21 protein-coding genes are annotated in these 21,970 nt (G+C 70.7%); 12 read left to right on the top strand and 9 right to left on the bottom strand.

The genetic code is table 11. The features are described 5' to 3' along the window. Positions 1-11: 11 nt before the first annotated feature. From AB0A61_RS27830 to AB0A61_RS27810, 5 genes are all read right to left on the bottom strand, one after another. Positions 12-812, bottom strand: coding sequence for an ABC transporter permease (locus AB0A61_RS27830; RefSeq protein ID WP_361297756.1), 801 nt, complete (start codon positions 810-812; stop codon positions 12-14). Continuing rightward, positions 813-1,742, bottom strand: coding sequence for an ABC transporter permease (locus AB0A61_RS27825; protein ID WP_361297753.1), 930 nt, complete (start codon positions 1,740-1,742; stop codon positions 813-815). Then, positions 1,742-2,905: an ABC transporter ATP-binding protein gene (locus AB0A61_RS27820; RefSeq protein WP_361297750.1), complete on the bottom strand. Its 1,164-nt coding sequence runs from the start codon at positions 2,903-2,905 to the stop codon at positions 1,742-1,744. The genes AB0A61_RS27825 and AB0A61_RS27820 overlap by 1 nt, the downstream gene beginning before the upstream one ends. Further along, positions 2,902-4,149, bottom strand: coding sequence for a spermidine/putrescine ABC transporter substrate-binding protein (locus AB0A61_RS27815; protein WP_361297747.1), 1,248 nt, complete (start codon positions 4,147-4,149; stop codon positions 2,902-2,904). The genes AB0A61_RS27820 and AB0A61_RS27815 overlap by 4 nt, the downstream gene beginning before the upstream one ends. A gap of 85 nt (positions 4,150-4,234) precedes the next feature. Then, positions 4,235-5,773, bottom strand: a complete 1,539-nt coding sequence (locus AB0A61_RS27810; protein ID WP_361297744.1) for a gamma-aminobutyraldehyde dehydrogenase — start codon at positions 5,771-5,773, stop codon at positions 4,235-4,237. Between the two features lie 208 nt (positions 5,774-5,981). Here AB0A61_RS27810 and AB0A61_RS27805 point away from each other — a divergent pair, with 208 nt between their 5' ends. Further along, positions 5,982-6,545, top strand: a complete 564-nt coding sequence (locus AB0A61_RS27805; RefSeq protein ID WP_361297739.1) for an NADAR family protein — start codon at positions 5,982-5,984, stop codon at positions 6,543-6,545. 47 nt (positions 6,546-6,592) lie between these two features. Here the strand turns inward: AB0A61_RS27805 and AB0A61_RS27800 are convergent, their stop codons facing one another. Both AB0A61_RS27800 and AB0A61_RS27795 read right to left on the bottom strand, forming a co-directional pair. After that, positions 6,593-7,078 carry a DUF4190 domain-containing protein gene (locus AB0A61_RS27800; RefSeq protein WP_361297736.1) on the bottom strand — a complete coding sequence of 162 codons (486 nt, stop codon included), beginning with the start codon at positions 7,076-7,078 and terminating at the stop codon, positions 6,593-6,595. Positions 7,079-7,199: 121 nt separating this feature from the next. Further along, the gene (locus AB0A61_RS27795) at positions 7,200-7,931 is read right to left on the bottom strand and encodes a DUF4190 domain-containing protein (protein WP_361297733.1); all 732 of its coding nucleotides are present in this window, start codon (positions 7,929-7,931) and stop codon (positions 7,200-7,202) included. Between the two features lie 194 nt (positions 7,932-8,125). Between AB0A61_RS27795 and AB0A61_RS27790 the strand changes: the two genes are divergently transcribed. The 5 genes from AB0A61_RS27790 to AB0A61_RS27770 all read left to right on the top strand — a co-directional run bounded on the left by AB0A61_RS27790 (position 8,126) and on the right by AB0A61_RS27770 (position 12,692). Beyond that, a complete protein-coding gene (locus tag AB0A61_RS27790; protein ID WP_361297731.1) occupies positions 8,126-9,175 on the top strand; it encodes an adenosine deaminase in 1,050 nt (349 codons plus the stop codon). Between the two features lie 70 nt (positions 9,176-9,245). Beyond that, positions 9,246-9,950: a glycerophosphodiester phosphodiesterase gene (locus AB0A61_RS27785; RefSeq protein WP_361297728.1), complete on the top strand. Its 705-nt coding sequence runs from the start codon at positions 9,246-9,248 to the stop codon at positions 9,948-9,950. A 635-nt stretch (positions 9,951-10,585) separates the two neighbouring features. Then, positions 10,586-10,810, top strand: a complete 225-nt coding sequence (locus AB0A61_RS27780; protein WP_361297807.1) for a hypothetical protein — start codon at positions 10,586-10,588, stop codon at positions 10,808-10,810. Continuing rightward, positions 10,807-11,919, top strand: a complete 1,113-nt coding sequence (locus AB0A61_RS27775; protein ID WP_361297725.1) for a histidine kinase — start codon at positions 10,807-10,809, stop codon at positions 11,917-11,919. Before AB0A61_RS27780 ends, AB0A61_RS27775 begins: the two co-directional genes overlap by 4 nt. Before the next feature lie 350 nt (positions 11,920-12,269). Continuing rightward, positions 12,270-12,692 carry a peptidase inhibitor family I36 protein gene (locus tag AB0A61_RS27770; protein ID WP_361297722.1) on the top strand — a complete coding sequence of 141 codons (423 nt, stop codon included), beginning with the start codon at positions 12,270-12,272 and terminating at the stop codon, positions 12,690-12,692. Between the two features lie 78 nt (positions 12,693-12,770). Here the strand turns inward: AB0A61_RS27770 and AB0A61_RS27765 are convergent, their stop codons facing one another. Then, the gene (locus AB0A61_RS27765) at positions 12,771-13,961 is read right to left on the bottom strand and encodes a spermidine/putrescine ABC transporter substrate-binding protein (RefSeq protein ID WP_361297719.1); all 1,191 of its coding nucleotides are present in this window, start codon (positions 13,959-13,961) and stop codon (positions 12,771-12,773) included. Between the two features lie 279 nt (positions 13,962-14,240). Next, positions 14,241-15,680, bottom strand: a complete 1,440-nt coding sequence (locus AB0A61_RS27760; protein WP_361297716.1) for a gamma-aminobutyraldehyde dehydrogenase — start codon at positions 15,678-15,680, stop codon at positions 14,241-14,243. 250 nt (positions 15,681-15,930) lie between these two features. On the opposite strand from AB0A61_RS27760, the gene AB0A61_RS27755 reads away from it, so the two are divergent. The 6 genes from AB0A61_RS27755 (at position 15,931) to AB0A61_RS27730 (ending at position 21,937) form a co-directional block, all read left to right on the top strand. After that, entirely contained in the window at positions 15,931-16,443 is a 513-nt protein-coding gene (locus tag AB0A61_RS27755; RefSeq protein WP_361297713.1) for an Lrp/AsnC family transcriptional regulator, read from the top strand. Further along, a complete protein-coding gene (locus AB0A61_RS27750; RefSeq protein ID WP_361297710.1) occupies positions 16,428-17,807 on the top strand; it encodes an aspartate aminotransferase family protein in 1,380 nt (459 codons plus the stop codon). Before AB0A61_RS27755 ends, AB0A61_RS27750 begins: the two co-directional genes overlap by 16 nt. A 215-nt stretch (positions 17,808-18,022) precedes the next feature. Continuing rightward, complete coding sequence (locus AB0A61_RS27745; protein WP_361297707.1) at positions 18,023-18,772, top strand: ATP-binding cassette domain-containing protein; 750 nt, start codon at positions 18,023-18,025, stop codon at positions 18,770-18,772. After that, positions 18,754-20,391, top strand: coding sequence for a hypothetical protein (locus AB0A61_RS27740; RefSeq protein WP_361297705.1), 1,638 nt, complete (start codon positions 18,754-18,756; stop codon positions 20,389-20,391). The genes AB0A61_RS27745 and AB0A61_RS27740 overlap by 19 nt, the downstream gene beginning before the upstream one ends. A 142-nt stretch (positions 20,392-20,533) precedes the next feature. Continuing rightward, positions 20,534-20,941 (top strand): VOC family protein, encoded by a 408-nt coding sequence (locus AB0A61_RS27735; RefSeq protein ID WP_361297702.1) that lies wholly within the window; start codon positions 20,534-20,536, stop codon positions 20,939-20,941. Between the two features lie 306 nt (positions 20,942-21,247). Next, complete coding sequence (locus AB0A61_RS27730; protein WP_361297699.1) at positions 21,248-21,937, top strand: LAETG motif-containing sortase-dependent surface protein; 690 nt, start codon at positions 21,248-21,250, stop codon at positions 21,935-21,937. The last annotated feature ends 33 nt before the right edge of the window (positions 21,938-21,970 follow it).

Here is a 21,970-nt window from a genome sequence, read left to right as displayed (position 1 = left end):
CCGGTTGGGCGTTATGCCTTTTGCCTGGTGCGGCGGTTCCCGATGACCATGGAGGCCAGGACGAACAGTACGGCGACGATGAACATGGTCGTACCGATGACGTTGATCTGAACGGGCGTGCCCCGCTGCGCCGAGCCCCAGACGAACATGGGGAAGGTGACGGTCGAGCCCGCGTTGAAATTGGTGATGATGAAATCGTCGAAGGAGAGCGCGAAGGCGAGCAGCGCGCCCGCGGCGATGCCGGGTGCCGCGATCGGCAGGGTGACCCGGAGGAAGGTCTGGACGGGTCCCGCGTACAGGTCCTGCGCGGCCTGTTCCAGCCTCGGGTCCATCGACATCACACGCGCCTTGACGGCGGTCACCACGAAGCTGAGGCAGAACATGATGTGGGCGATGAGGATCGTCCAGAAGCCCAGCTGCGCACCGAGGTTGAGGAACAGGGTGAGCAGCGAGGCCGCCATGACGACCTCGGGCATCGCCATCGGCAGGAAGATCAGCGAGTTGACGGCGCCGCGGGCGTGGAAGCGGTAGCGGACCAGCGCGAAGGCGATCATCGTGCCGAGGACCGTCGCACCGACCGTCGCCCAGACGGCGATCTGCAGGCTGATCGCGAGCGAGCCGCACATGTCGGCGACGCCGCACGGGTCCTTCCAGGCGTCCGTGGAGAACTGCTGCCACTCGTAATTGAAGCGGCCCTTGGGCTTGTTGAAGGAGAAGACCGTGACGATGACGTTCGGCAGCAGCAGGTATCCGAGGGTCAGCAGCCCGGCGATGACGACGAGATGGCGCTTGAGCCAGTTGACGAAGGCCATTTAAACCAGATCCTCCGTGCCGGACTTACGGATGTATACGGTGACCATCAGGAGGATCGCGGCCATGAGGATGAAGGAAAGGGCCGCGGCCGTCGGATAGTCGAGAATTCTCAGGAACTGTGTCTGGATGACATTGCCGACCATGCGGGTGTCGGTCGAGCCGAGCAGGTCCGCGTTGACGTAGTCGCCGGCCGCCGGAATGAAGGTCAGCAGGGTGCCGGAGACCACGCCCGGCATCGACAGCGGGAAGGTGACCTTGCGGAAGGTGGTGAAGGGCTTGGCGTACAGGTCGCCCGCCGCCTCGTGCAGCCGGGAGTCGATGCGCTCCAGTGAGGTGTAGAGCGGCAGGATCATGAACGGCAGGAAGTTGTAGGTCAGTCCGCACACCACCGCCAGCGGTGTGGCCAGGACACGGTCTCCGGCGGTCCAGCCGAGCCAGTTGGTGACGTCCAGGACGTGCAGGGTGTTGAGGGCGCCGACGACCGGGCCGCCGTCCGCGAGGATGGTCTTCCAGGCCAGCGTGCGGATCAGGAAGCTGGTGAAGAACGGCGCGATCACCAGGATCATGATCAGGTTGCGCCAGCGGCCCGCGCGGAAGGCGATCAGATACGCGAGCGGGTAGCCGAGCAGCAGGCACAGGATCGTCGCGGAGGCCGCGTACAGGACCGAGCGCACGAACTGCGGCCAGTACTGGGACAGCGCGTCCCAGTAGGTCGCGAAGTGCCAGGTGACCTTGTAGCCCTGTTCCAGGGAGCCGGTCTGCACGGACGTGGAGGCCTGGTAGATCATCGGCAGCGCGAAGAAGACGATCAGCCAGAGCATGCCGGGCAGCAGCAGCCAGTACGGCGTGAGGCGGCCCCGTCTGCGCGGGGGCTTCTTCTCGGGGGCGGTGGGCGCCAGGGGTGGGCGCGCCTCGGTGACGGCGGCCATCAGGCGGCGTCCTCCTCAACACTCTCCACGCCCGCGTCGATGTCCTGAGCGGCGTCCAGGCCGAAGGTGTGGGCCGGGTTCCAGTGCAGGACGACCTCGGCGCCGGGCACCAGGCGGGCGTCGCGGTCGATGTTCTGGGCGTAGACCTCGAACTCGGGGCAGACGGGGCTGTCGATGACGTACTGCGTGGAGACGCCGATGAAGCTGGAGTCGGCGATCCTCCCGGTGATCCGGTTGCGGCCCTCGGGGATCTCGCCGGCCTCGTCGGCGTGGGTGAGGGAGATCTTCTCGGGCCGGACGCCTACCAGCACCTTGCCGCCGGTCTTCGTCGGTGCGGAACATCGCGCCTCGGGCAGCACCAGCTTGCCGCCGCCCGCCTTGAGGATGATCTCCCCGCCGCTCTTGGTGTCCACCTCGGCCTCGATCAGGTTCGAGGTGCCGAGGAAGTTGGCGACGAACGTGGTCTGCGGGTTCTCGTACAGGTCCGTGGGCGAGCCGAGTTGCTCGACGCGGCCGGCGTTCATCACGGCGACCGTGTCGGCCATGGTCATGGCCTCCTCCTGGTCGTGCGTGACGTGGATGAAGGTGATGCCGACCTCGGTCTGGATCCGTTTGAGCTCCAGCTGCATCTGGCGGCGCAGCTTCAGGTCCAGGGCGCCGAGCGGCTCGTCGAGCAGGAGCACCTTGGGGTGGTTGATCAGCGCGCGGGCGACCGCGACACGCTGCTGCTGGCCGCCGGAGAGCTGGTGCGGCTTCTTGCGCGCCTGCTCGCCGAGCTGCACCAGTTCCAGCATCTCCTCGACCTGCTTCTTCACGCTCTTGATGCCGCGCCGGCGCAGGCCGAAGGCGACGTTCTCGAAGATGTCGAGGTGCGGGAAGAGGGCGTAGGACTGGAATACCGTGTTCACCGGGCGCTTGTACGGCGGCAGGGCGGTGACGTCCTGGTCGCCGAGGCGCACGGTGCCGGAGGAAGGTTCCTCCAGACCGGCGATCATGCGCAGGGTGGTGGTCTTGCCGCAGCCGGACGCGCCGAGCAGGGCGAAGAAGGAACCCTGCGGCACGGTCAGGTCCAGCGGGTGCACGGCGGTGAAGGAGCCGTAGGTCTTGCTGATCCCGGAGAGGCGGACGTCGCCGCTGTTGTCTGTGGTCATCATCGTCGTCACGCCCCTGTGAGCTTCGCGAACTTCTCTTCGTAGGCCGTCTCTTCCCTCTGCGTCAGGGAGCGGAAGGGATGGGACTTCGCGGCCATGGCCTTGTCGGGAATGATCAGCGGGTTGTCCGCCGCCGACTTGTCGATCTTCGCAAGGTAGGGCTTGATGCCCTCGACCGGAGAGACGTAGTTGATGTAGTCGGCGAGGGCGGCGGCCTGGTCGGGCTGGTAGAAGAAGTCGATGAGCCGTTCGGCGTTGGTCTTGTGGCGCGCCTTGTTGGGGATCAGCATGTTGTCGGTCGACGTCATGTATCCGCTGTCCGGGATGATGTAGTCGACGTCCGGGCTGTCCGCCTTGAGCTGGACGATGTCGCCGCCCCAGGCCACACAGGCCGCCAGGTCGCCCTTGGTGAGGTCGGAGGTGTAGTCGTTGCCGGTGAATCGGCGGATCTGGCCCTTGTCGACGGCCTTCTGCAGGCGGGCTATGACCGCGTCGAAGTCGTCGTCGGTGAACTTCGCCGGGTCCTTGCCCATGTCGAGCAGCGTCATGCCGATGCTGTCGCGCATCTCCGACAGGAAGCCGACGCGGCCCTTGAGCTTGGGGTTGTCCAGGAGGTCGGAGACCGACTTGACCTCGATGCCGTCGAGCGCCTTCTTGTTGAACGCGATGACCGTCGCGATGCCCTGCCAGGGATAGGAGTGAGCGCGGCCCGGGTCCCAGTCGGGGTTGCGGAACTGTGCCGACAGGTTGGTGTAGGCGTGCGGCAGGTTCGACGGGTCCAGCTTCTGGGCCCAGCCCAGGCGGATCAGCCGGGCGGCCAGCCAGTCGGTGAGGACGATGAGGTCCCGGCCGGTGTCCTGGCCGGCGGCGAGCTGCGGCTTGATCTTGCCGAAGAACTCGTTGTTGTCGTTGATGTCCTCGGTGTACTTGACCTGGATGCCCGACTGCCTGGTGAAGGCCTCCAGCGTCGGGTGGTGTTTGCCGCTGTCGTCGACGTCGATGTACTCGGGCCAGTTGGAGAAGTTGACGACCTTCTCCTTGGCCGAGTGGTCCTGGACCGCGGTGCCGCCCTGGGTCTGGCCTGCCGCGGGGATCCCGCAGCCGCTCAGCGCCCCGAGTCCGCCGACCGCGAGCGCACCGCCCGCGGAGGCGCGGAGCAGCGAACGGCGGCTGAGGGCGGCCCGGCCGTTGCGGAAGCTGCGTCGTATGGCGGCCACCTGGGGTGGTGTGAGGCGGTCGGGCTCGTACTGCTCCATGCTCGTGGTGCCCTTTCGAGAGGGATGGGCCGTGATCGGCGGCCGGTCGTGCCACCTGACGGCGGCCGGATGTCGATGAAGCCGACTAGGGCCGGTCCCCGAAGATGGTGCGGTGCCAGTCCTTCCGGGCGACCGCGGTGTTGTCGAACATGACGTGCTTGATCTGCGTGTACTCCTCGAACGAGTACGAGGACATGTCCTTGCCGAAGCCGGACTGCTTGTATCCGCCGTGCGGCATCTCGCTGATGATCGGGATGTGGTCGTTGATCCACACGCATCCCGCCTTGATCTCCCGGGTCGCGCGGTTGGTCCGGTAGACGTCGCGGCTCCACGCCGAGGCGGCCAGCCCGTACGGGGTGTCGTTGGCCAGCCGGATGCCCTCGTCGTCACTGTCGAAGGGCAGCACGACCAGCACCGGGCCGAAGATCTCCGACTGGACGATCTCGCTGTCCTGCGCCGCGTCCGCGATGAGCGTGGGGCGGTAGTAGGCGCCGTCGCCGAGTTCGCCCCGGGGCGCCTCGCCGCCGGTCACCACGCGCGCGTAGGCACGCGCCCGGTCGACGAACCCGGCCACCCGGTCGCGCTGTACGTGCGAGACCAGCGGGCCGAGATCGGTGCCGGGGGCGAAGGGGTCGCCGAGCCGGACGGTCTCCATGAGGGCGGCGGTCCGCTCGACGAACGCCTCGTACAGGGGCCGTTGCACGTACGCGCGCGTGGCGGCCGTGCAGTCCTGCCCGGAGTTGATGAGCGCGCCCGCGACCGCGCCGTGCACGGCGGCCTCCAGATCGGCGTCGTCGAAGACCACGAACGGCGCCTTTCCGCCCAGCTCCAGGTGGAGGCGCTTGACGGTGGCCGTGGCGATCTCGGCGACGCGCCTGCCGACGGCGGTGGATCCCGTGAAGGAGGTCATCGCCACGTCGGGGTGGCCGACGAGGTGTTCGCCGGCCTCCCTGCCGGTTCCGGTGACGATGTTGATCACACCGTCCGGGATCCCGGCGTGGGTGGCGGCCTCGGCGAACATGAGCGAGGTCAGCGGGGTCACCTCGGCCGGCTTCAGGACGATGGTGTTGCCCGCGGCGATCGCCGGGAGGATCTTCCAGGCGGCCATCTGGAGGGGGTAGTTCCAGGGGGCGATGGAGCCGACGACGCCGATGGGCTCGCGGCGGACGTACGAGGTGTGGTCACCGGAGTACTCGCCCGCGGACTGACCCGCCAGATGCCGGGCGGCGCCCGCGAAGAAGGCGGTGTTGTCGATGGTGCCCGGGACGTCGAACTCCCGGGTCAGCTTCAGCGGCTTGCCGCACTGCAGCGACTCGGCACGGGCGAAGTCCTCGGCGCGCTCGGCGAGCACGGCGGCGAACCGGTGCAGCGCGTCCGAGCGCTCGCCTGGCGTGGCGCCCGCCCACTCCGGGAACGCCTCGCGTGCGGCGGCGACCGCCGCGTCGACGTCCTCGGGGGCGGCCAGCTCGTAGGTGTAGGCGTCCTCGCCGGTGGCCGGGTCGACGACCGCGTGGCTGCGGCCCGAGGTGCCCTTGGTCAGCCGGCCGGCGATGTACTGCGCGCCGTCCGCGAAACGGTCCTGGGCCGGAAATCGGTCCGGGGTGGCGGTGCCCGGGTTGTGCATGTCGCTCTCCTCCGCCGCCGCCCCGTCCCCGGAGGCGGGTGGCGTAGCTCCAGCTCGAATTGAGTGCCGATCCTGACAGAGCACTGGGACTCCAACAAGTGATTCCGTTGTTGCCTTTTGGTTACGCGACGGAATCTGTCGACCAGGTGTCGAGTGGGTGCGGAAAAGGCGGGACGGAGTGTCAGTGGTGCGTGCCACACTCGCGTGCATGGGGAAGATCGATTCCTGGGAAGCCCTGATCGGGGAGGTCCACGCGGGGGCGAGGATCAGGTATCTGCACTTCTGGGGACACCGGCCCAGGCCGGACGGCCGGGTGGGCGCGAGTTGTCTCAGCCAGTGGTGGCCCTCGCCGTTCACGGTGGACGGGGTGACGTATGCGACCGCCGAGCACTGGATGATGGCCGCCAAGGCGCGGCTGTTCCAGGACGCGGAGGCGGAGCGGCGGGTGCTGGCCGCGGAGCATCCGGCCGGGGCGAAGAAGGCGGGGCGGCTGGTGCGCGGCTTCGACGACGCGATATGGCAGCGGGAGCGCTTCCCGATCGTGGTCGAGGGCAGCGTCCACAAGTTCGGTGCGCACCCCGTGCTGCGGGAGTTCCTGCTGGGCACGGGCGAGCGGGTCCTGGTGGAGGCGAGCCCCGTGGACCGGGTCTGGGGCATCGGGCTGGCCGCGGACGACGAGGCCGCGGCGGACCCGGAGCGCTGGCGGGGGCCGAACCTGCTGGGGTTCGCCCTGATGGAGGCGCGGCAGCGACTGCGGGATGGGACGGAGTAGGAGGGGGCCGGTCCGTGGGACCGACCCCCCTCGCGGCCCGGCCCCCGTCAGAAGGTGCTCGAGCTGCCCATGATGCTGGCGAAGACCAGGAGGCCCAGCAGCGGCAGCACCACGGTGGCCACGATGCCGCAGACGAGCCCGGCGGTCGCCGCGCCCTTGTTCGTGGCCTCGCCGCGGTTGGCCTTCCCCCGCCCGATGGCGCCGAAGATGATCCCGAGGATGCCCAGGAGGACCCCGAAGAACCAGAGGATGAAGGTCAGGCTGCACACCAGGCCGATGATGCCCAGCACGAGCCCCGTGGTGCCCATTCCGTTGCTCGGCTGCATGGGCATGCCATAACCGGGGCCCTGCGGGTAGGCCACCGGGGGCGCGACCGGGTGGGCGGCACCGGGCTGCGGGTAACCGTAGCCGGGACCCGACTGCGGATACCCGTAACCGGGACCCGACTGCGGATACCCGTAACCGGGCGCCGGCTGCTGCGGGCTCTGGGACGGCGGCCCGAACCCGCCCGGTGCGGGATTGGTGTCGGACATGGTGATCTCCCCTCCGTTGACAGTCACGGCATCGTACGGAGGCTGTTGCGATCCGGGGGCACCGGCCGGGGTGGGCGCGGTTCGGCGCCGGCCCGGCGGCCCAGGGACGGGGGGTGCGGGGTCAGCGGTCCGTCGCGACGGTCGCGGACGGACGGTGGGCTCCGGAGTAGGGGTCGGAGTTCGTCTTCTCGTCGTGGATGGCTGCGGTGATGCCGATGGCGAGCAGCACGATCACCGCGATGCCGAGGATGATGCCGATGATGCCCATGACGAAGCCGGCCTGCGCCTGGCCGTGGTTGTCGGCCTCACCCCGCTCGGCCTTCCGCCGGCCCTTGACGCCGAAGACCACGGCGAGCACGCCGAGCACCACCGAGACCACGCCGTACAGGCAGAACAGGCAGCACGAGAGGATGCCCAGCACCATCGCTGCGATACCGAGGCCGTTCTGCGGCGTCATCGGCATGCCGGGCCAGCCGTAGCCCGGGTAACCGGGGTAGCCGTAGCCGCCGGAGGCGGCGGGACCCGTGGGGGCGACGGGCGGCGGCGGTACGGCGGCGTCCTGGCCGGGCGAGCCGAACGCGGGCGGAACGAGGCCGGCCGACGGCATCGAGGCCATCGTGACCTGGTCGTGCACGGACGGCGGCTGCGCGGGCGGCGGGCCCGCACCCGGGAACGGCTGGGGCGCGGCCGGCTGCTGGGCCCAGGGCTGCGGCGCGGCCGCGGGCGGCTGGTCCTGGGCCGGGGGCTGCTGCGGTGCGGGCGGGCGCTTGTCCAGCGAAGGTCTGCTGTCCGGCGGGGCCCAGGGGTTGTCGCCCGCTCCGGCTCCCCCGCCGGGCCGCGTTCCGTCCGTCATGTCGTCGCATCCCCCTCGTCGATCGTCCCGCCATGCTAAGGCCTCGTCACCGCAGCTCCGACGGGCGGGGGGCGGGACCGCAGCTGGTCCTCGGCGAGACAGGTGAGCCTACGATGTCCGTGCCGAATCGATCAGCCGATCACCCGCGCCGCGCCCGCAGGGGCCCTGCGGCGCCGTCCCCGGGGAGGGATCCCTTGACCGACCAGCACGCACCTCGCGATCTGCACGCCTTCATCGCCGGACTGCCCAAGGCCGAACTGCACGTCCACCACGTCGGCTCCGCCTCTCCCCGCATCGTCTCCGAACTGGCCGCCCGCCACCCCGACTCGAAGGTGCCCACCGACCCCGAGGCCCTGGTCGACTACTTCACCTTCACGGACTTCGCCCACTTCATCGAGGTGTACCTGTCCGTGGTGGACCTCATCCGCACCCCGGAGGACGTGCGCCTGCTGACGTACGAGGTGGCCCGGGACATGGCCCGTCAGCAGGTGCGCTACGCCGAGCTGACCATCACGCCGTACTCCTCCACCCGCCGCGGCATCGACGAACGCGCCTTCATGGACGCGATCGAGGACGCCCGCAAGGCGGCCGAGGCCGACTTCGGGACGCTCCTGCGCTGGTGCTTCGACATCCCCGGCGAGGCGGGACTCGAGGCCGCGGAGGAGACCACCCGGCTCGCCACCGACGACCGGCTGCGCCCGGAGGGGCTGGTCTCCTTCGGCCTGGGCGGACCCGAAATCGGCGTACCCCGGCCCCAGTTCAAGCCCTACTTCGACCGTGCGATCGCCGCCGGACTGCGCTCCGTGCCGCACGCCGGGGAGACCACCGGGCCGGAGACGGTGTGGGACGCCCTGAACGAGCTCGGTGCCGAACGCATCGGCCACGGCACCAGCTCCGCCCAGGACCCGAAGCTGCTCGCGCACCTCGCCGAGCACCGCATCCCGCTGGAGGTGTGCCCCACCTCCAACATCGCCACCCGCGCGGTCCGCACCCTCGACGAGCACCCGATCAAGGAGTTCGCGCGCGCCGGAGTCCTCGTGACCGTCAACTCCGACGACCCGCCCATGTTCGGCACCGACCTCAACAACGAGTACGCGGTGGCCGCACGGCTCCTCGGCCTCGACGAGCGCGGCCTTGCCGAACTCGCCCGGAACGCGGTGCACGCTTCCTTCCTCGACGACGCCGGCAAGGCGCGCATCGCGGACGAGATCGACACCTGCACCGAGGCGTGGCTCGCCCCCTGACACCCGCCCGGCATCCGGCCACCGCCCCCGCCGGAGCCGCCGCCCGACGCGGGGCCCTCACAATGGGCCCATGCAGACCGTGACGGCCGTGGCCCACCGCGGCGACCCCTACCGCTTCCGCGAGAACACGATCGACTCGCTGCGTTCCGCGCTCGACCAGGGCGCGGGCGCGGTCGAGATCGACGTACGCCTCACCCGGGACGGCGTGCCCGTCCTGCTGCACGACGAGACGCTGAAGCGACTGTGGGGGCAGGACCGGCCGCTGCGCTCGCTGTCGGCGCAGGAGGTGCGCGCCCTGACGGCGGGCCGGGTGCCGACGTTGGCGGACGCGCTCACGGCGACGGACGGCAGCCGGGTGATGATCGACCTGCCGGGCGCTCCCGGCCCGCGGGCGGTGCGGCGGATCGTCGACGTGGTCCGCGAGTGCGGGGCGCAGGACCGTGTCTACTACTGCGCGGGCGCCGCCACCATGCTCGCGGTCCGTGCCGCCGAACCGTCCGCCGAGATCGCCCTGACCTGGACGACGCTCGCGCCGCCGCGGGCCGGACTGCTGGACGCGGTGCGGCCGCGCTGGCTGAACTACCGCTTCCCACTGGTGGACCGCGCCCTCGCGGCCCGCGTGCACCGTGACGGTTACCTGCTGTCCGTCTGGACCCCGGACACCCGCCGCTCCCTGCGCCGTCTGGTCGGCCTCGGCGTCGACTCGATCACCACCAACCGCGTCGACCTGCTGTGCGCCCTCCGCGAGCAGACGGGGACGGGCCGGTACGAGTAGGCCGCTGCCGTCGCTACGGACGGGTGCCGCTCTCGGGGCCGATGACGGCGCCCGCCCGGGTCGACGGCCCTTCGGGCCGTGCCGTGGTCGGTGTCGCGGACGATACGCGGGGCGGGAGGGACGAGGCGTTCGGGGCGCCGGAGTTGCCGGTCCGTGGCCGTGCGGTGCGGCCGGAGCCGACGGTTTTCCCAGGCCCCGACGGGGTGGGCGACGCGAACGGGGTCGGCGACGCCGACGGGGACACCGGCGCCGACGGGGCTGGTGACGCCGGCGGGGTGGGCGACGCGGAGGTGGGGGGTGCCGTAGCACCCGTCCCGGGGGCGGGGCGAGCGGAACCTCCGGGGGCGCGGGTGCCTCTGTTGTGCCCAGGCGGAGGGGCAGCGCGATGAGGGCGGCGACGACGCAGGACTTTTCATCGGTCCGCCCGGTACCGGGCCGGGCTGACTTCCGTATCGGCTGAAGATCCACGGATCGGCTTGCGGATCGAGCGGAGAGACGAGGCAGCGACAGGCCAGTTCATAAAGAGGCAGTAAAGTCGTGCGCCGCCAACCGGCGGGAATCGCATCCGGCCCACCGGTGCCCGGCTCGCGCGGTGGTACGCATCCAACGGTGGGCATGCGACGAGCGGAGCGCACGTGATCCGGGTACTGGTGGTCGACGGCGAAGCCCTGATCCGGACGGGCTTCACACACATTCTCAGCAGACACATTCTCAGCACGGCGGACGTTCTGGAGGGCGTGGCCGCGGTTCCCGGCGGCCAGGCCGTCCGGACGGTGCGCGAGCGGGCCGGGGGCGCGAGCAGCCCCACGCGTGCGGCGAGCAAAGCCGCCTCGTCCCGGCAGGACGAGGACGTCCGGTGATCCCGCGACGGCCGCCGGCTCCGCTGCTCGACATCGCCCTCGTCGCGTTCGCGCTGTGGGACGCCTGGGCCCACGTCGACGTCGCGGAGCGACCGGCCATGTCCTGGGCGCTGCTCGGCGCCCTCGCCCTGGCGCTGCGACGCCGACTGCCCCTGACGACCTTCGTCCTCACGCTTCCCACCGCCACGGTCACCGACGCGGTGGTCGCCCCCATGGCCGCTCTCTACACGCTCGCCTCGCTCAACCGCCGGCGGCTGCTGCTGGCGGGCTGCGCCCTTGCCTACGCGGTCACCGACTTCATGCCCTGGCCGTGGTCGTCGCTGAAGGCCACCGAACTCGCCCAGACGAACACCCTGTTCCATCTCAGCTACACGCTGGCCACGGCGGCCGCGCCCGTCTTCCTGGGCCAGTTGGTACAGGCCCGGCGCGAACTCTCCCTGCGGCTCGCCGACATCTCCGAGGCCCGGGAACACGAGCGGCTGCTGACCGCCCAGAGTGTTCTGGCGAAGGAACGCGCGCAGCTGGCACGGGAGATGCACGACGTGGTGTCCCACCAGGTCAGTCTCATCGCCGTGCAGGCCGGGGCCCTGCAGGTGGGCAGCCAGGACGCCGGGACCAGAAGGGCCGCGGCCACGATCCGCCGGCTCAGTGTGGAGACGCTCGACGAACTGCGGCACATGGTCAGCGTGCTGCGTGCCTCCGGCGGCCGCTCCACGGAACTCACTCCCCAGCCCTCCCTCGCCGACGTGGAGCGGCTGGTCGCCGCCAGCGGCATCGAGGCGAAACTGGAGGTGGACCTCGGCGAAGAGCTTCCGCCCACCGTCCAGCGGGCCGTCTACCGCACCGTCCAGGAGGCCCTGACCAACGTCCGCAAGCACGCCCCGGGGGCCGTGGCGACCGTACGCATCCACCGCGAGGACGGCGTCATTCACACCACCGTCACCAACACCGCCCCCACCCGGCCCGCGCTCGCCCTGCCCAGCGCCCACCACGGCCTGGCCGGCCTCCGTCAGCGCGCCGAACTCCTCGGCGGCAGGGTCACGTCCGGCCCCACCGCCCACGGCGGTTTCGAGCTCCGTCTCGAACTGCCCGCGAACCGGAACCGATGACCACGGCGGGCCGCCCACCGGTGCACGGAACTTGGCGGTCCGGGCGGTCACTCGGCACTGACCCTGTGCCAGCCCTAATACTTCGCCGACGAGTTCGGCCGCCGTCGACGTGACGGTCTCAGCCCCTTGGTGACGTCGTCCGGAGCTGCGGATCCGGTCAAGTTGCGGCCCCCCGGAACCAGTCCTAGCGTCGAAGCGGGACGCGGCTCGCAGAGGCATCGCCCCCGGACGAGCGGTCCGGCCGCCGCTCCCCCGCCGCAGGGACGTTCCACGCCCCCCTGACTCTCCCGGCAACCCCCCGAACCCCGGTACCGCGGCCCTCCGCCCGGCCGGCGCGGACAAGGAGCCACATGAGCCTCAGGAGACGCGCAGTGGCGGCCGCAGCCCTCATCGCCGCGAGCATCGCCCTCGCCCCCACGGCACAGGCCGACGTCACCGGCGCTTCCACCCGGTCCGAGAGCTGCACGTCCGGCTGGGTGTGCGGCTGGACCGCTCCCGGCTACACGGGCGTGGCGAGCCTCGTCGCGCAGGACATGCCGCGGTACCCGGAGACAACCGCCTACGTCGGCTTCAACGACGGCCTCTCGGTGTGGAACAGCGCCGCCACATGGCGCTCGGGCGGCAAGCGCTGGGGCCGGTGCGTCACCGTGTACAGCAAGGCCGACTACACGGGCCGGAAGCTGACCGTCCGGCCGAACCAGGGCATCCCCCGCCTCCCGGCGTCGTTCGGCCACATCCGCTCCCACCGCTTCCACTCCTGCCGGCTGTCCTGACCCGTCGGGGTCGCGCCGGTGAGCCGCGGCGGACCGCGGCGGTGCTCGGGGTGGCGCTCCGGCGGCGGAGCGCCACCCCTACAGCCCCACGATCTTGTTCCAGCGCCGCGCGAACTCCAGTCGCTCCGTGGACGTGATGTCCCGGGCGACGGCGAGCCGCCTGCGCATGGCGGCGTCGGGGAAGATCAGCGGGTTGCCGGCCAGTGCCGCCGTGTCCTTGTCCTTGGACCCGGCCAGGACGGCCTGTGCGGCCGGGACCGGGCAGACGTAGTTCACCCAGGCGGCGAGTTCCGCTGCCACCTCGGGCTCGTAGTAGTAGTCGACGAGCCGCTCCGCGTTCGCCTTGTGGCGGGCGCGGTTGGGGATCATCAGGGAGTCCGCCCAGAGCTCGGCGCCCTCCTCGGGGACGACGAAGCGGATGTCCGGGTTGTCGGCCTGGAGCTGGATGACGTCGCCGGAGTACGCCTGGCAGGCCAGGACGTCGCCGCTGACCAGGTCCTTGGTGTAGTCGTTGCCGGTGAAGCGGCGGATCTGGCCCCTGCGGACCTCCCGCTCCACCTGGTCGCACACCGTGTGGAAGTCGTCGGCCGTCCACTTGGTGATGCCGACGCCGTTGCCCTGCATCAGCAGCGCGAAGGCCTCGTCCAGTCCGGACAGCAGGGTGACCCGGCCCTTCAGGTCGCTCGCCCACAGGTCCTGGACCCGGTGGATCTCGCGGCCGAGCCTGCGGCGGTCGTACGCGATGCCGGTGATGCCCGACTGCCACGGCACGGTGAACCTGCGCCCCGGGTCGAAGGCGGGCGAGCGCAGCAGCGGGTCGAGGTACCTGGCCACATGGGCCTGCCGGGCGCGGTCCATCTCCTGCACCCAGCCCAGGCGGACGAACCGCGCGCACATCCAGTCGCTGATGACGATGAGGTCGCGCCCGGGCTGCTGATGGTTCATCAGGGCCGGGCTGATCTTGCCGAAGAACTCGTCGTTGTCGTTGATCTCCTCGACGTAGTCGACGGAGATGCCGGTGCGCTTCCGGAAGGCCGCCACAGTGGGCCGCCGGTTCGGGTCGTTGTCGTCGGTGTCGATGTACAGCGGCCAGTTGGCCCAGGTAAGCCGCCTGTCGGTGGCCGAGGTGTCCGGGACGGCGCGGTCACCGGGCCGGACGTAGGCGGCGGGCACACCGCATCCGGCGAGCGCGCCGAGCACGGCGCTGCCGCCGAGCGCGCGCAGCAGGGAGCGACGGGAGGGCGGGAGCGTCTTCGATGTCCGGTGCACCCGGGCAGCATGCCGTCCCGGTCGGCGGCCGGACCACTGACGCTGCGTCGAGCGTGCCCGGACGGAACCGACAGGTTGTCGATCACAGCCATGCGTCCGGCGGCGGCACGGCCGCCGGCAAAAGGGGCGGCCCCGGACGGGCAGATGTCCCGTCCGGAGCCGCACATTTCACGCCGACCACGTCAACTCCCCAGGGGCACGGGGAACTGCGCGGCCGGCCACGACGAGCGGGCGGCTACGCGTGGCCCGCAGCGACGAGCGGCTCTTTCAGCGGAGCGCTCACGCGTCGAGCGACGTCATGACGTGCTTGATGCGGGTGTAGTCCTCGAAGCCGTACCCCGACAGGTCCTTGCCGTAGCCGGACTTCTTGAAGCCGCCGTGCGGCATCTCGGCGACCAGCGGGATGTGGGTGTTGATCCACACGCAGCCGAAGTCGAGCTTCTTCGACATCCGCATGGCACGGCCGTGGTCCTTGGTCCACACCGAGGAGGCGAGGGCGTACTCGACGCCGTTGGCCCACTCCACCGCCTGGTCCTCGTCGGTGAAGGACTGGACGGTGATGACGGGGCCGAAGACCTCCTTCTGGATGATCTCGTCGCTCTGCTTCAGGCCCGAGACGACGGTCGGGGCGAAGAAGTAGCCCTTGTCGCCGACCCGGTGGCCGCCGGCCTCGACCTTGGCGTGGGCGGGCAGCCGCTCGATGAAGCCGGAGACCTGCTTGAGCTGGTTCGGGTTGTTCAGCGGGCCGAACAGGACGTCCTCGTCGTCCGGCTGACCGGTCTTGGTGTCCTCGGCGGCCTTGGCGAGCGCGGCGACGAACTCGTCGTGGATCGACTGGTGCACGAGGACGCGGGTCGCGGCCGTACAGTCCTGGCCCGCGTTGAAGAAGCCCGCCACCGAGATGTCCTCGACGGCCTTCTCGATGTCGGTGTCCTCGAAGACGACGACCGGGGCCTTGCCGCCGAGCTCCAGGTGGACCCGCTTGAGGTCCTTGGAGGCGGACTCGGCGACCGACATGCCGGCACGTACGGAGCCGGTGATGGAGGCCATCGCCGGGGTGTCGTGCTCGACCATCATGCGTCCGGTCTCGCGGTCGCCGCAGATGACGTTGAAGACGCCCTTGGGCAGGATCGCGCCGATGATGTCGGCGATCAGGACCGTGGAGGCGGGGGTGGTGTCGGACGGCTTCAGGACGACCGTGTTGCCGGCGGCGATCGCCGGGGCGAACTTCCACACGGCCATCATCATCGGGTAGTTCCACGGCGCGACCTGCGCGCAGACACCGACCGGCTCCCGGCGGATGATCGAGGTCATCCCCTCCATGTACTCGCCAGCCGAGCGGCCCTCGAGCATCCGCGCCGCGCCCGCGAAGAAGCGGATCTGGTCGACCATCGGCGGGATCTCCTCGGAGCGGGTCAGCCCGATCGGCTTGCCCGTGTTCTCCACCTCGGCCGCGATCAGTTCCTCGGCGCGCTCCTCGAACGCGTCCGCGATCTTCAGCAGGGCCTTCTGACGCTCGGCCGGGGTCGTGTCGCGCCAGCCCGGGAAGGCCGCGGCGGCGGCGGCCATCGCGGCGTCGACGTCCGCCTGCCCGGACAGCGGGGCGGTCGCGTACGCCTCGCCCGTCGCGGGGTTGACCACCTCGGTGGTCCGTCCGTCGGCGGCGTCCCGGAACTCACCGTCGATGTAGTTGCGCAGACGACGCAGCTCGGTGCTCACTGCCGGCCCTCCTGTCAGGTTCTGGCTTGTCTCGAAGGTCTCTGGATCTCTGGGGCTCGGTGGTCTCAGAGGTTTCAGAGGTCTCGCCGCCGGCTGTCGCTCGATGTCCAGTGGCTGAGACACCCCCACCCTAATCGGCAAGCCGACGTTTTCAACACCCCCGATCCCGGCCGTGCTGCGAAATCCGCAAGTCTCGGTCCCATAAACAACGAATTTCATCGATCAAGCCTTGCGAAACTGTTGAGACGTCGTGCACAGTGAGGCCGTGGCCAGTCGAAGCGCAGACCAGAGGGACCCCCGCGAGTCCAGGAACGGCAACCATCTGGACGCCGTCTCCCTCGCGATCATCGAGCAGCTCCAGGAGGACGGCCGCCGGCCGTACGCCGCGATCGGCAAGGCCGTCGGCCTGTCCGAGGCGGCCGTGCGCCAGCGCGTCCAGAAGCTGCTCGACCAGGGCGTGATGCAGATCGTCGCCGTGACGGACCCGCTCACCGTGGGCTTCCGCCGGCAGGCGATGGTCGGTGTCAACGTCGAGGGTGACGTGGAGGCCGTGGCGGATGTGCTGACCGACATGGCGGAAGTCGAGTACGTGGTGATGACCGCGGGCTCGTTCGACATCCTCGCCGAGATCGTCTGCGAGGACGACGACCACCTGCTGGACGTCATCAACAAACGCATCCGGGCGCTGCCCGGCGTGCGCTCCACCGAGAGCTTCGTCTACCTCAAGCTCAAGAAGCAGACCTACATGTGGGGAACCCGATAACCGTGAGCAAGGACCTCAGCCGAACCGCGTACGACCACCTGTGGATGCACTTCACCCGCATGTCCTCGTACGAGAACTCCCCCGTGCCGACGATCGTGCGCGGCGAGGGGACCTACATCTACGACGACAAGGGCAAGCGCTACCTCGACGGTCTGGCGGGTCTGTTCGTGGTCCAGGCCGGTCACGGCCGTACCGAACTGGCCGAGACCGCCCTCAAGCAGGCGCAGGAGCTCGCGTTCTTCCCGGTGTGGTCCTACGCCCACCCGAAGGCGGTGGAGCTGGCGGAGCGCCTGGCCGACTACGCGCCGGGCGATCTGAACAAGGTCTTCTTCACCACGGGCGGCGGCGAGGCCGTCGAGACCGCCTGGAAGCTCGCCAAGCAGTACTTCAAGCTGGTCGGCAAGCCCACCAAGTACAAGGTCATCTCCCGCGCGGTCGCCTACCACGGCACCCCGCAGGGCGCCCTGTCCATCACCGGCCTGCCGAGCCTGAAGGCCCCGTTCGAGCCGCTGGTGCCGGGTGCGCACAAGGTCCCGAACACCAACATCTACCGCGCCCCGATCTTCGGCGACGACCCGGAGGCCTTCGGCCGCTGGGCCGCCGACCAGATCGAGCAGCAGATCCTCTTCGAGGGCCCGGACACGGTCGCCGCGGTCTTCCTGGAGCCGGTGCAGAACGCCGGCGGCTGCTTCCCGCCGCCGCCCGGCTACTTCCAGCGGGTCCGCGAGATCTGCGACAAGTACGACGTACTGCTGGTGTCGGACGAGGTCATCTGCGCCTTCGGCCGGCTGGGCACGATGTTCGCCTGCGACAAGTTCGGCTACGTCCCGGACATGATCACCTGCGCCAAGGGCATGACCTCGGGCTACTCCCCGATCGGCGCGTGCGTCATCTCCGACAGGATCGCCGAGCCGTTCTACAAGGGCGAGAACACCTTCCTGCACGGCTACACCTTCGGCGGCCACCCGGTGTCGGCCGCGGTGGGCCTGGCCAACCTCGACCTGTTCGAGCGTGAGGGCCTGAACCAGCACGTCCTCGACAACGAGTCCGCCTTCCTCTCCACGCTGCAGAAGCTGCACGACCTGCCGATCGTCGGCGACGTCCGCGGCAACGGCTTCTTCTACGGCATCGAGCTCGTGAAGGACAAGAACACCAAGGAGTCCTTCAACGAGGAGGAGACCGAGCGCGTCCTGTACGGCTTCCTGTCCAAGGCACTCTTCGACAACGGGCTGTACTGCCGTGCCGACGACCGCGGCGACCCGGTCGTCCAGCTCGCCCCGCCGCTGATCTCCAACCAGGAGACCTTCGACGAGATCGAGCAGATCCTGCGCGCGACGCTGACGGAGGCGTGGACCAAGCTCTGACCCTCCAGGGCGGCGTACGTCCGATCAGATGATCATTATCGGCCCCGGTGTCTGCCGTTCGAGTGAGAAACGGCGGCCCGGGGCCGCGTGCTGTCCGGCCTCCCGGCGTCGGCTGCCTAGCGTGCCAGTGACCGATCGGCCCGGCCTTCGTTCCCCCGTATGGGGGAATTCGCGGACAGCGCACGGCCTTTCTGATCAGAACCGAGGTGTACGCCATGGTGGCCCCGCCGGACAACGACGTGCTCTGGGCTCGCGCCCTGCACTACACCCACAGCGACGGCTCGCCCGCGCTCAGCGGCGTGTCGCTCGGCGTCCGCCAGGGCGAGATCCTCGCCGTCAGCGGCCCGAGCGGCAGCGGCAAGACGACCCTGCTGCGGTGCCTGTCCGGACTGGTCCGCGTGCGGAGCGGCGAGGTCTGGTTCAACAGCGGTCCCGTGCACACGCTCGGCCCCCTGGCGCGGGAGCGGCTGCGCCGGGACCGCTTCGGCTGGATCGACCCGGCCCCCGTGCTCGTCCCGGAGCTGAACGTCTGGGAGAACACGGCCCTGCCCCTGATGCTGCGCGGCATCAGCCGGCGCCGGGCCAAGACGGCCGCCCTGGAGTGGCTGGAGCGCCTCGACGTGGGTGACCACGCCCGCAAACGCCCGCACCGGCTGCGCCAGGCGGAGCGGCAGCGGGTCTGCATCGCCCGCGCGCTCGCCCCTGGTCCGACGGTGCTCTTCGCCGACGAGCCGACCGCCCCGCTGCACCGGGCCGACCGCGCCCATGTGCTGCGGACGCTGACCACGGCGGCCCGCTCGCACGGCATCACGGTCGTGCTCGCCACGCACGACGCGGAGACCGCGGCCCTCGCCGACCGCACGGTGGCGCTGCTCGACGGGCGGTGCGTGAAGACGCTGCACCTGCCGCCGGTCGGCGACAGCGGCGGCACGGAAGGCCGGACCGCGTGCTCGCTCTCCGTCTGACCCGTGCCGCCCACCCCGCCGTCCAGCTCCGCCGGCTGACGGTGGCGGCGGCGTCGGCTGGCACGGGATTCCTGATGCTGTGCACGCTCGGCTACGCCCTGGGCCACCCGGACGCGTCCGCCGCGGCGGTCCTTCGCCTGGCCTGGTGCGCGGTGCCACTGGCGGCCACGGTGTATCTGGCGGTCGCGGTGTCCCGCACCGACCCGGGCACCCGGCCCCGCCCCGGTCTGTCGGCGCTCGGCCTCGGCCCCGGCCGTCTGATGGCCGTCTCGGCCGCCACGACGGCCGTGTCCTGCACCCTCGGCTCGCTGCTCGCCCTGTTCCTCTTCCTCTTTCTGCGCGGCGATCCGACGGGCACGCCGTTCGACGGCGCGACCGCGGAGTTCCTGGCCGTGAAGGAGCCCCTGCCGATTCCGGCCGCGCTGACCCTGCTGACGGTCGTACCGGTGACCGCGTCCGTGTCGGTGGTGCTGGTGCTGCGTCCCCGGGACGCAAAGCCGGCGACGGCTGGTGACAGACCCCGCGGGTCCGGACGCCTCGGGGCGTACCGGCGGACGGGATCCCGGGAGACGTTCGGGGCGAACCGGCGGACGGGCCCCCGGCAGACGTTCGGGGCGTACGGGCGCTTCGGGGCACGCCCGGGCGGCGGTGCCACCGGCTCCGCACCGGAGGGCGGCTCACACCCGGCTGCGCGACGCGCGGGCAAGGGCGCGGCCCGGCTCACCACGCATCCGGCGGGCAGTCGCGCCGCCGGGGCGGCAACAGCGGGCACGGAGCCGGGCCGCGGCGGCGACTGGGCGGCCGCGGGTTCGGGGGCGGCCGCGGAAAGGCGTTCAGGTTCGGGGACGGCGGAGGGCACCGCACAGGCGCCGGGTCGCTCGACCGGCCTGAGGACGGCCCCGGGGCGCGTTCCGGACGCGCCGAGCGACCCTTCCGGCGCTGCCCTCGACCCGGAGCGCGCCGACGCCGACCCCGACCCCCATCGTCCCCCGGCCCCCCGCAGGCCCCCCGTCGGCCTCCCCTGGGGCATCACCGTGCTGGCTGCGGGCCTGGCCGTGGAGGCGTACGCGAGCCGCTCCACGCGCCCCACGCCCACCGCCTCCGGCCCGGCCCTCCCCGGCGGCCTGGCGGCCGACTCCGCCCCGGTCCTCGTCGGCTGGTTGCTGACCGCCCTCGGCCTCGCCCTGGCCGGGCCCGGTCTCACCCACCTCTGCGGCCGCCTGCTCCAGTCGGTCCGCCCAGGCGCTCTGCGCCTTCTGGCCGGCCGCGTCCTGATGGAGGAGGCCGGACGCATCGGCCGCCCGCTGGGCATCGTGTGCGCGGTGGCCTCGGGTACGTACGCCATGATCGCGCTCTACGACGGCTCCGCACCCCCCTTTGGCCCGCTGACCGCCTTCGGTACGGCCCTCGTCGGCGGCTGCACCGTGGCCACCCTGCTGACGGCCGCCGTCGAGGCGAGGCAGTCCCGCACCGGCACCACCGCCGCCCTGCTCCGGCTCGGCGCGACCGCCACGGTGCTGCGCGCGGCCGCCGCCCTCCGCGTCGTCGCGCTGCTCGCCGTGTTCACCCCGCTGACCCTGGTGATCGCCGAGCTCGCCGCGCTGCCGCTGGCCCGCTGAGCGGCCGGCTCGCTGAGCGGCCGGCCCGCCGATCAGACGTATGGGAAGAGGCGCGGAAAAGCCGCCGGGTCACCGATGAGTTCGGCCCGGCCCCCCGGTCTACCCCTGCGAACGGCACGAACCCCGACGGGAGAGACCTCACATGTACCAGCAGATGATCTTCGTGAACCTGGCCACCAGCGACGTCGAGGCGTCGAAGAAGTTCTTCACGGAGCTCGGCTACACCATCAACCCGCAGTTCTCGACCGACGAGTGCGCCTGCGTCGTGATCAGCGACACGATCATCGCGATGCTGCTCAGCAAGCAGCACTACGCCACCTTCACGAAGAAGGAGATCGTCGACTCGACGAAGTCCAGCGAGGTGCTGGTGTGTCTGAGCGCCGAGAGCCGCGAGAAGGTCGACGAGCTGGTCGGGAAGGCGATCGCGGCCGGCGGCACCGCGACCGGCGAGACCCAGGACCACGGCTTCATGTACGGCCGCGCCTTCGACGACCTCGACGGCCACACCTGGGAGGTCATGTGGATGGACCCGGCGGCGGTGCAGGGCTGATCCCGTCCGGGCAACTCCCTGCCCGGCATGGGCGGGTGCGTCCGGCACCCGCCCGGCCGCAGGAACTCCACGGCGGTGCCCGGGTGTTCCGGATCGATGTGGCGGCCGCGGAGGCGTTGAAACGTCTCTGTAGTTAATAAGACGGCAAAGCCAACGCCCCTGAGGCGCATATGCATTGACACTCCCGACGGAGCGCTTATAGACCTGTGATCCTCCTGGGGGTGCTGGGGCGTCACCTCACAGTCGCCTCAACTCCCCCCTCAACCCCCCGCAATTGCGCATCCCGTGAAGGGCAAAGTGGCCATCTTGTCCATATCCCGCCGTACCGCACGTTCCGTGCGCATCCTCGGTGTCGCCTCCGCCTCGGCCGCGCTCGCGATCGGTGTCGCCGGCAACGCGTTCGCCTGCGACATCAGCGAGTTCTCCGCCGAAGCCAAGTGCGACGGTGCCAAGGGCGTCATCACCGTCAAGGACGTGGATGCCTCCGGCACGCCGGCCGTCGTCTCCGTGTTCCTGGAGAACAACGGCGCCGACGCGAAGAAGGTCGGCCAGAAGGAGGTCAAGGGCTCGCGCGAAGGCACCACGATCACCTTCGCCGAGGACTGGCAGCCGAACGCCACGTACCGCGTCCACGTCAAGGCCGCGAACCTGGTCGACGAGGACATCAAGCAGAACCTGACCACCCCGTCCACGGCCTGCAAGAAGGCGGAGAGCCAGACTCCGACCGCGCCGGCCACTCCGAGCAAGCCGACGGCTCCGAAGCCGTCCGCATCGCAGCCCGCCACCCCGACGCCGTCGGCCTCCGAGAGCAGCAGCGCCCCCGCGGGCACCGCGAGCAACGCTCCCTCGCCCGCGGCCGGTGACTCCAACCTCGCCGAGACCGGTGCGAGCTCCAACACCGGTCTGATCGCCGGCATCGCAGCCGCCCTGGTCGCCGTCGGCGGCGGCGCGGTCTTCTTCGGCCTGCGCCGTCGTGGGGCGAACGGCGGTCGCTGACGCCTCGCACACCGCCCGCGGCCCGTCTCCCGC

The sequence above is a fragment of the Streptomyces sp. NPDC046197 genome, from assembly GCF_040646295.1.
Classification (GTDB): domain Bacteria; phylum Actinomycetota; class Actinomycetes; order Streptomycetales; family Streptomycetaceae; genus Streptomyces.
This window is presented reverse-complemented; position numbering and strand designations above follow the sequence as displayed.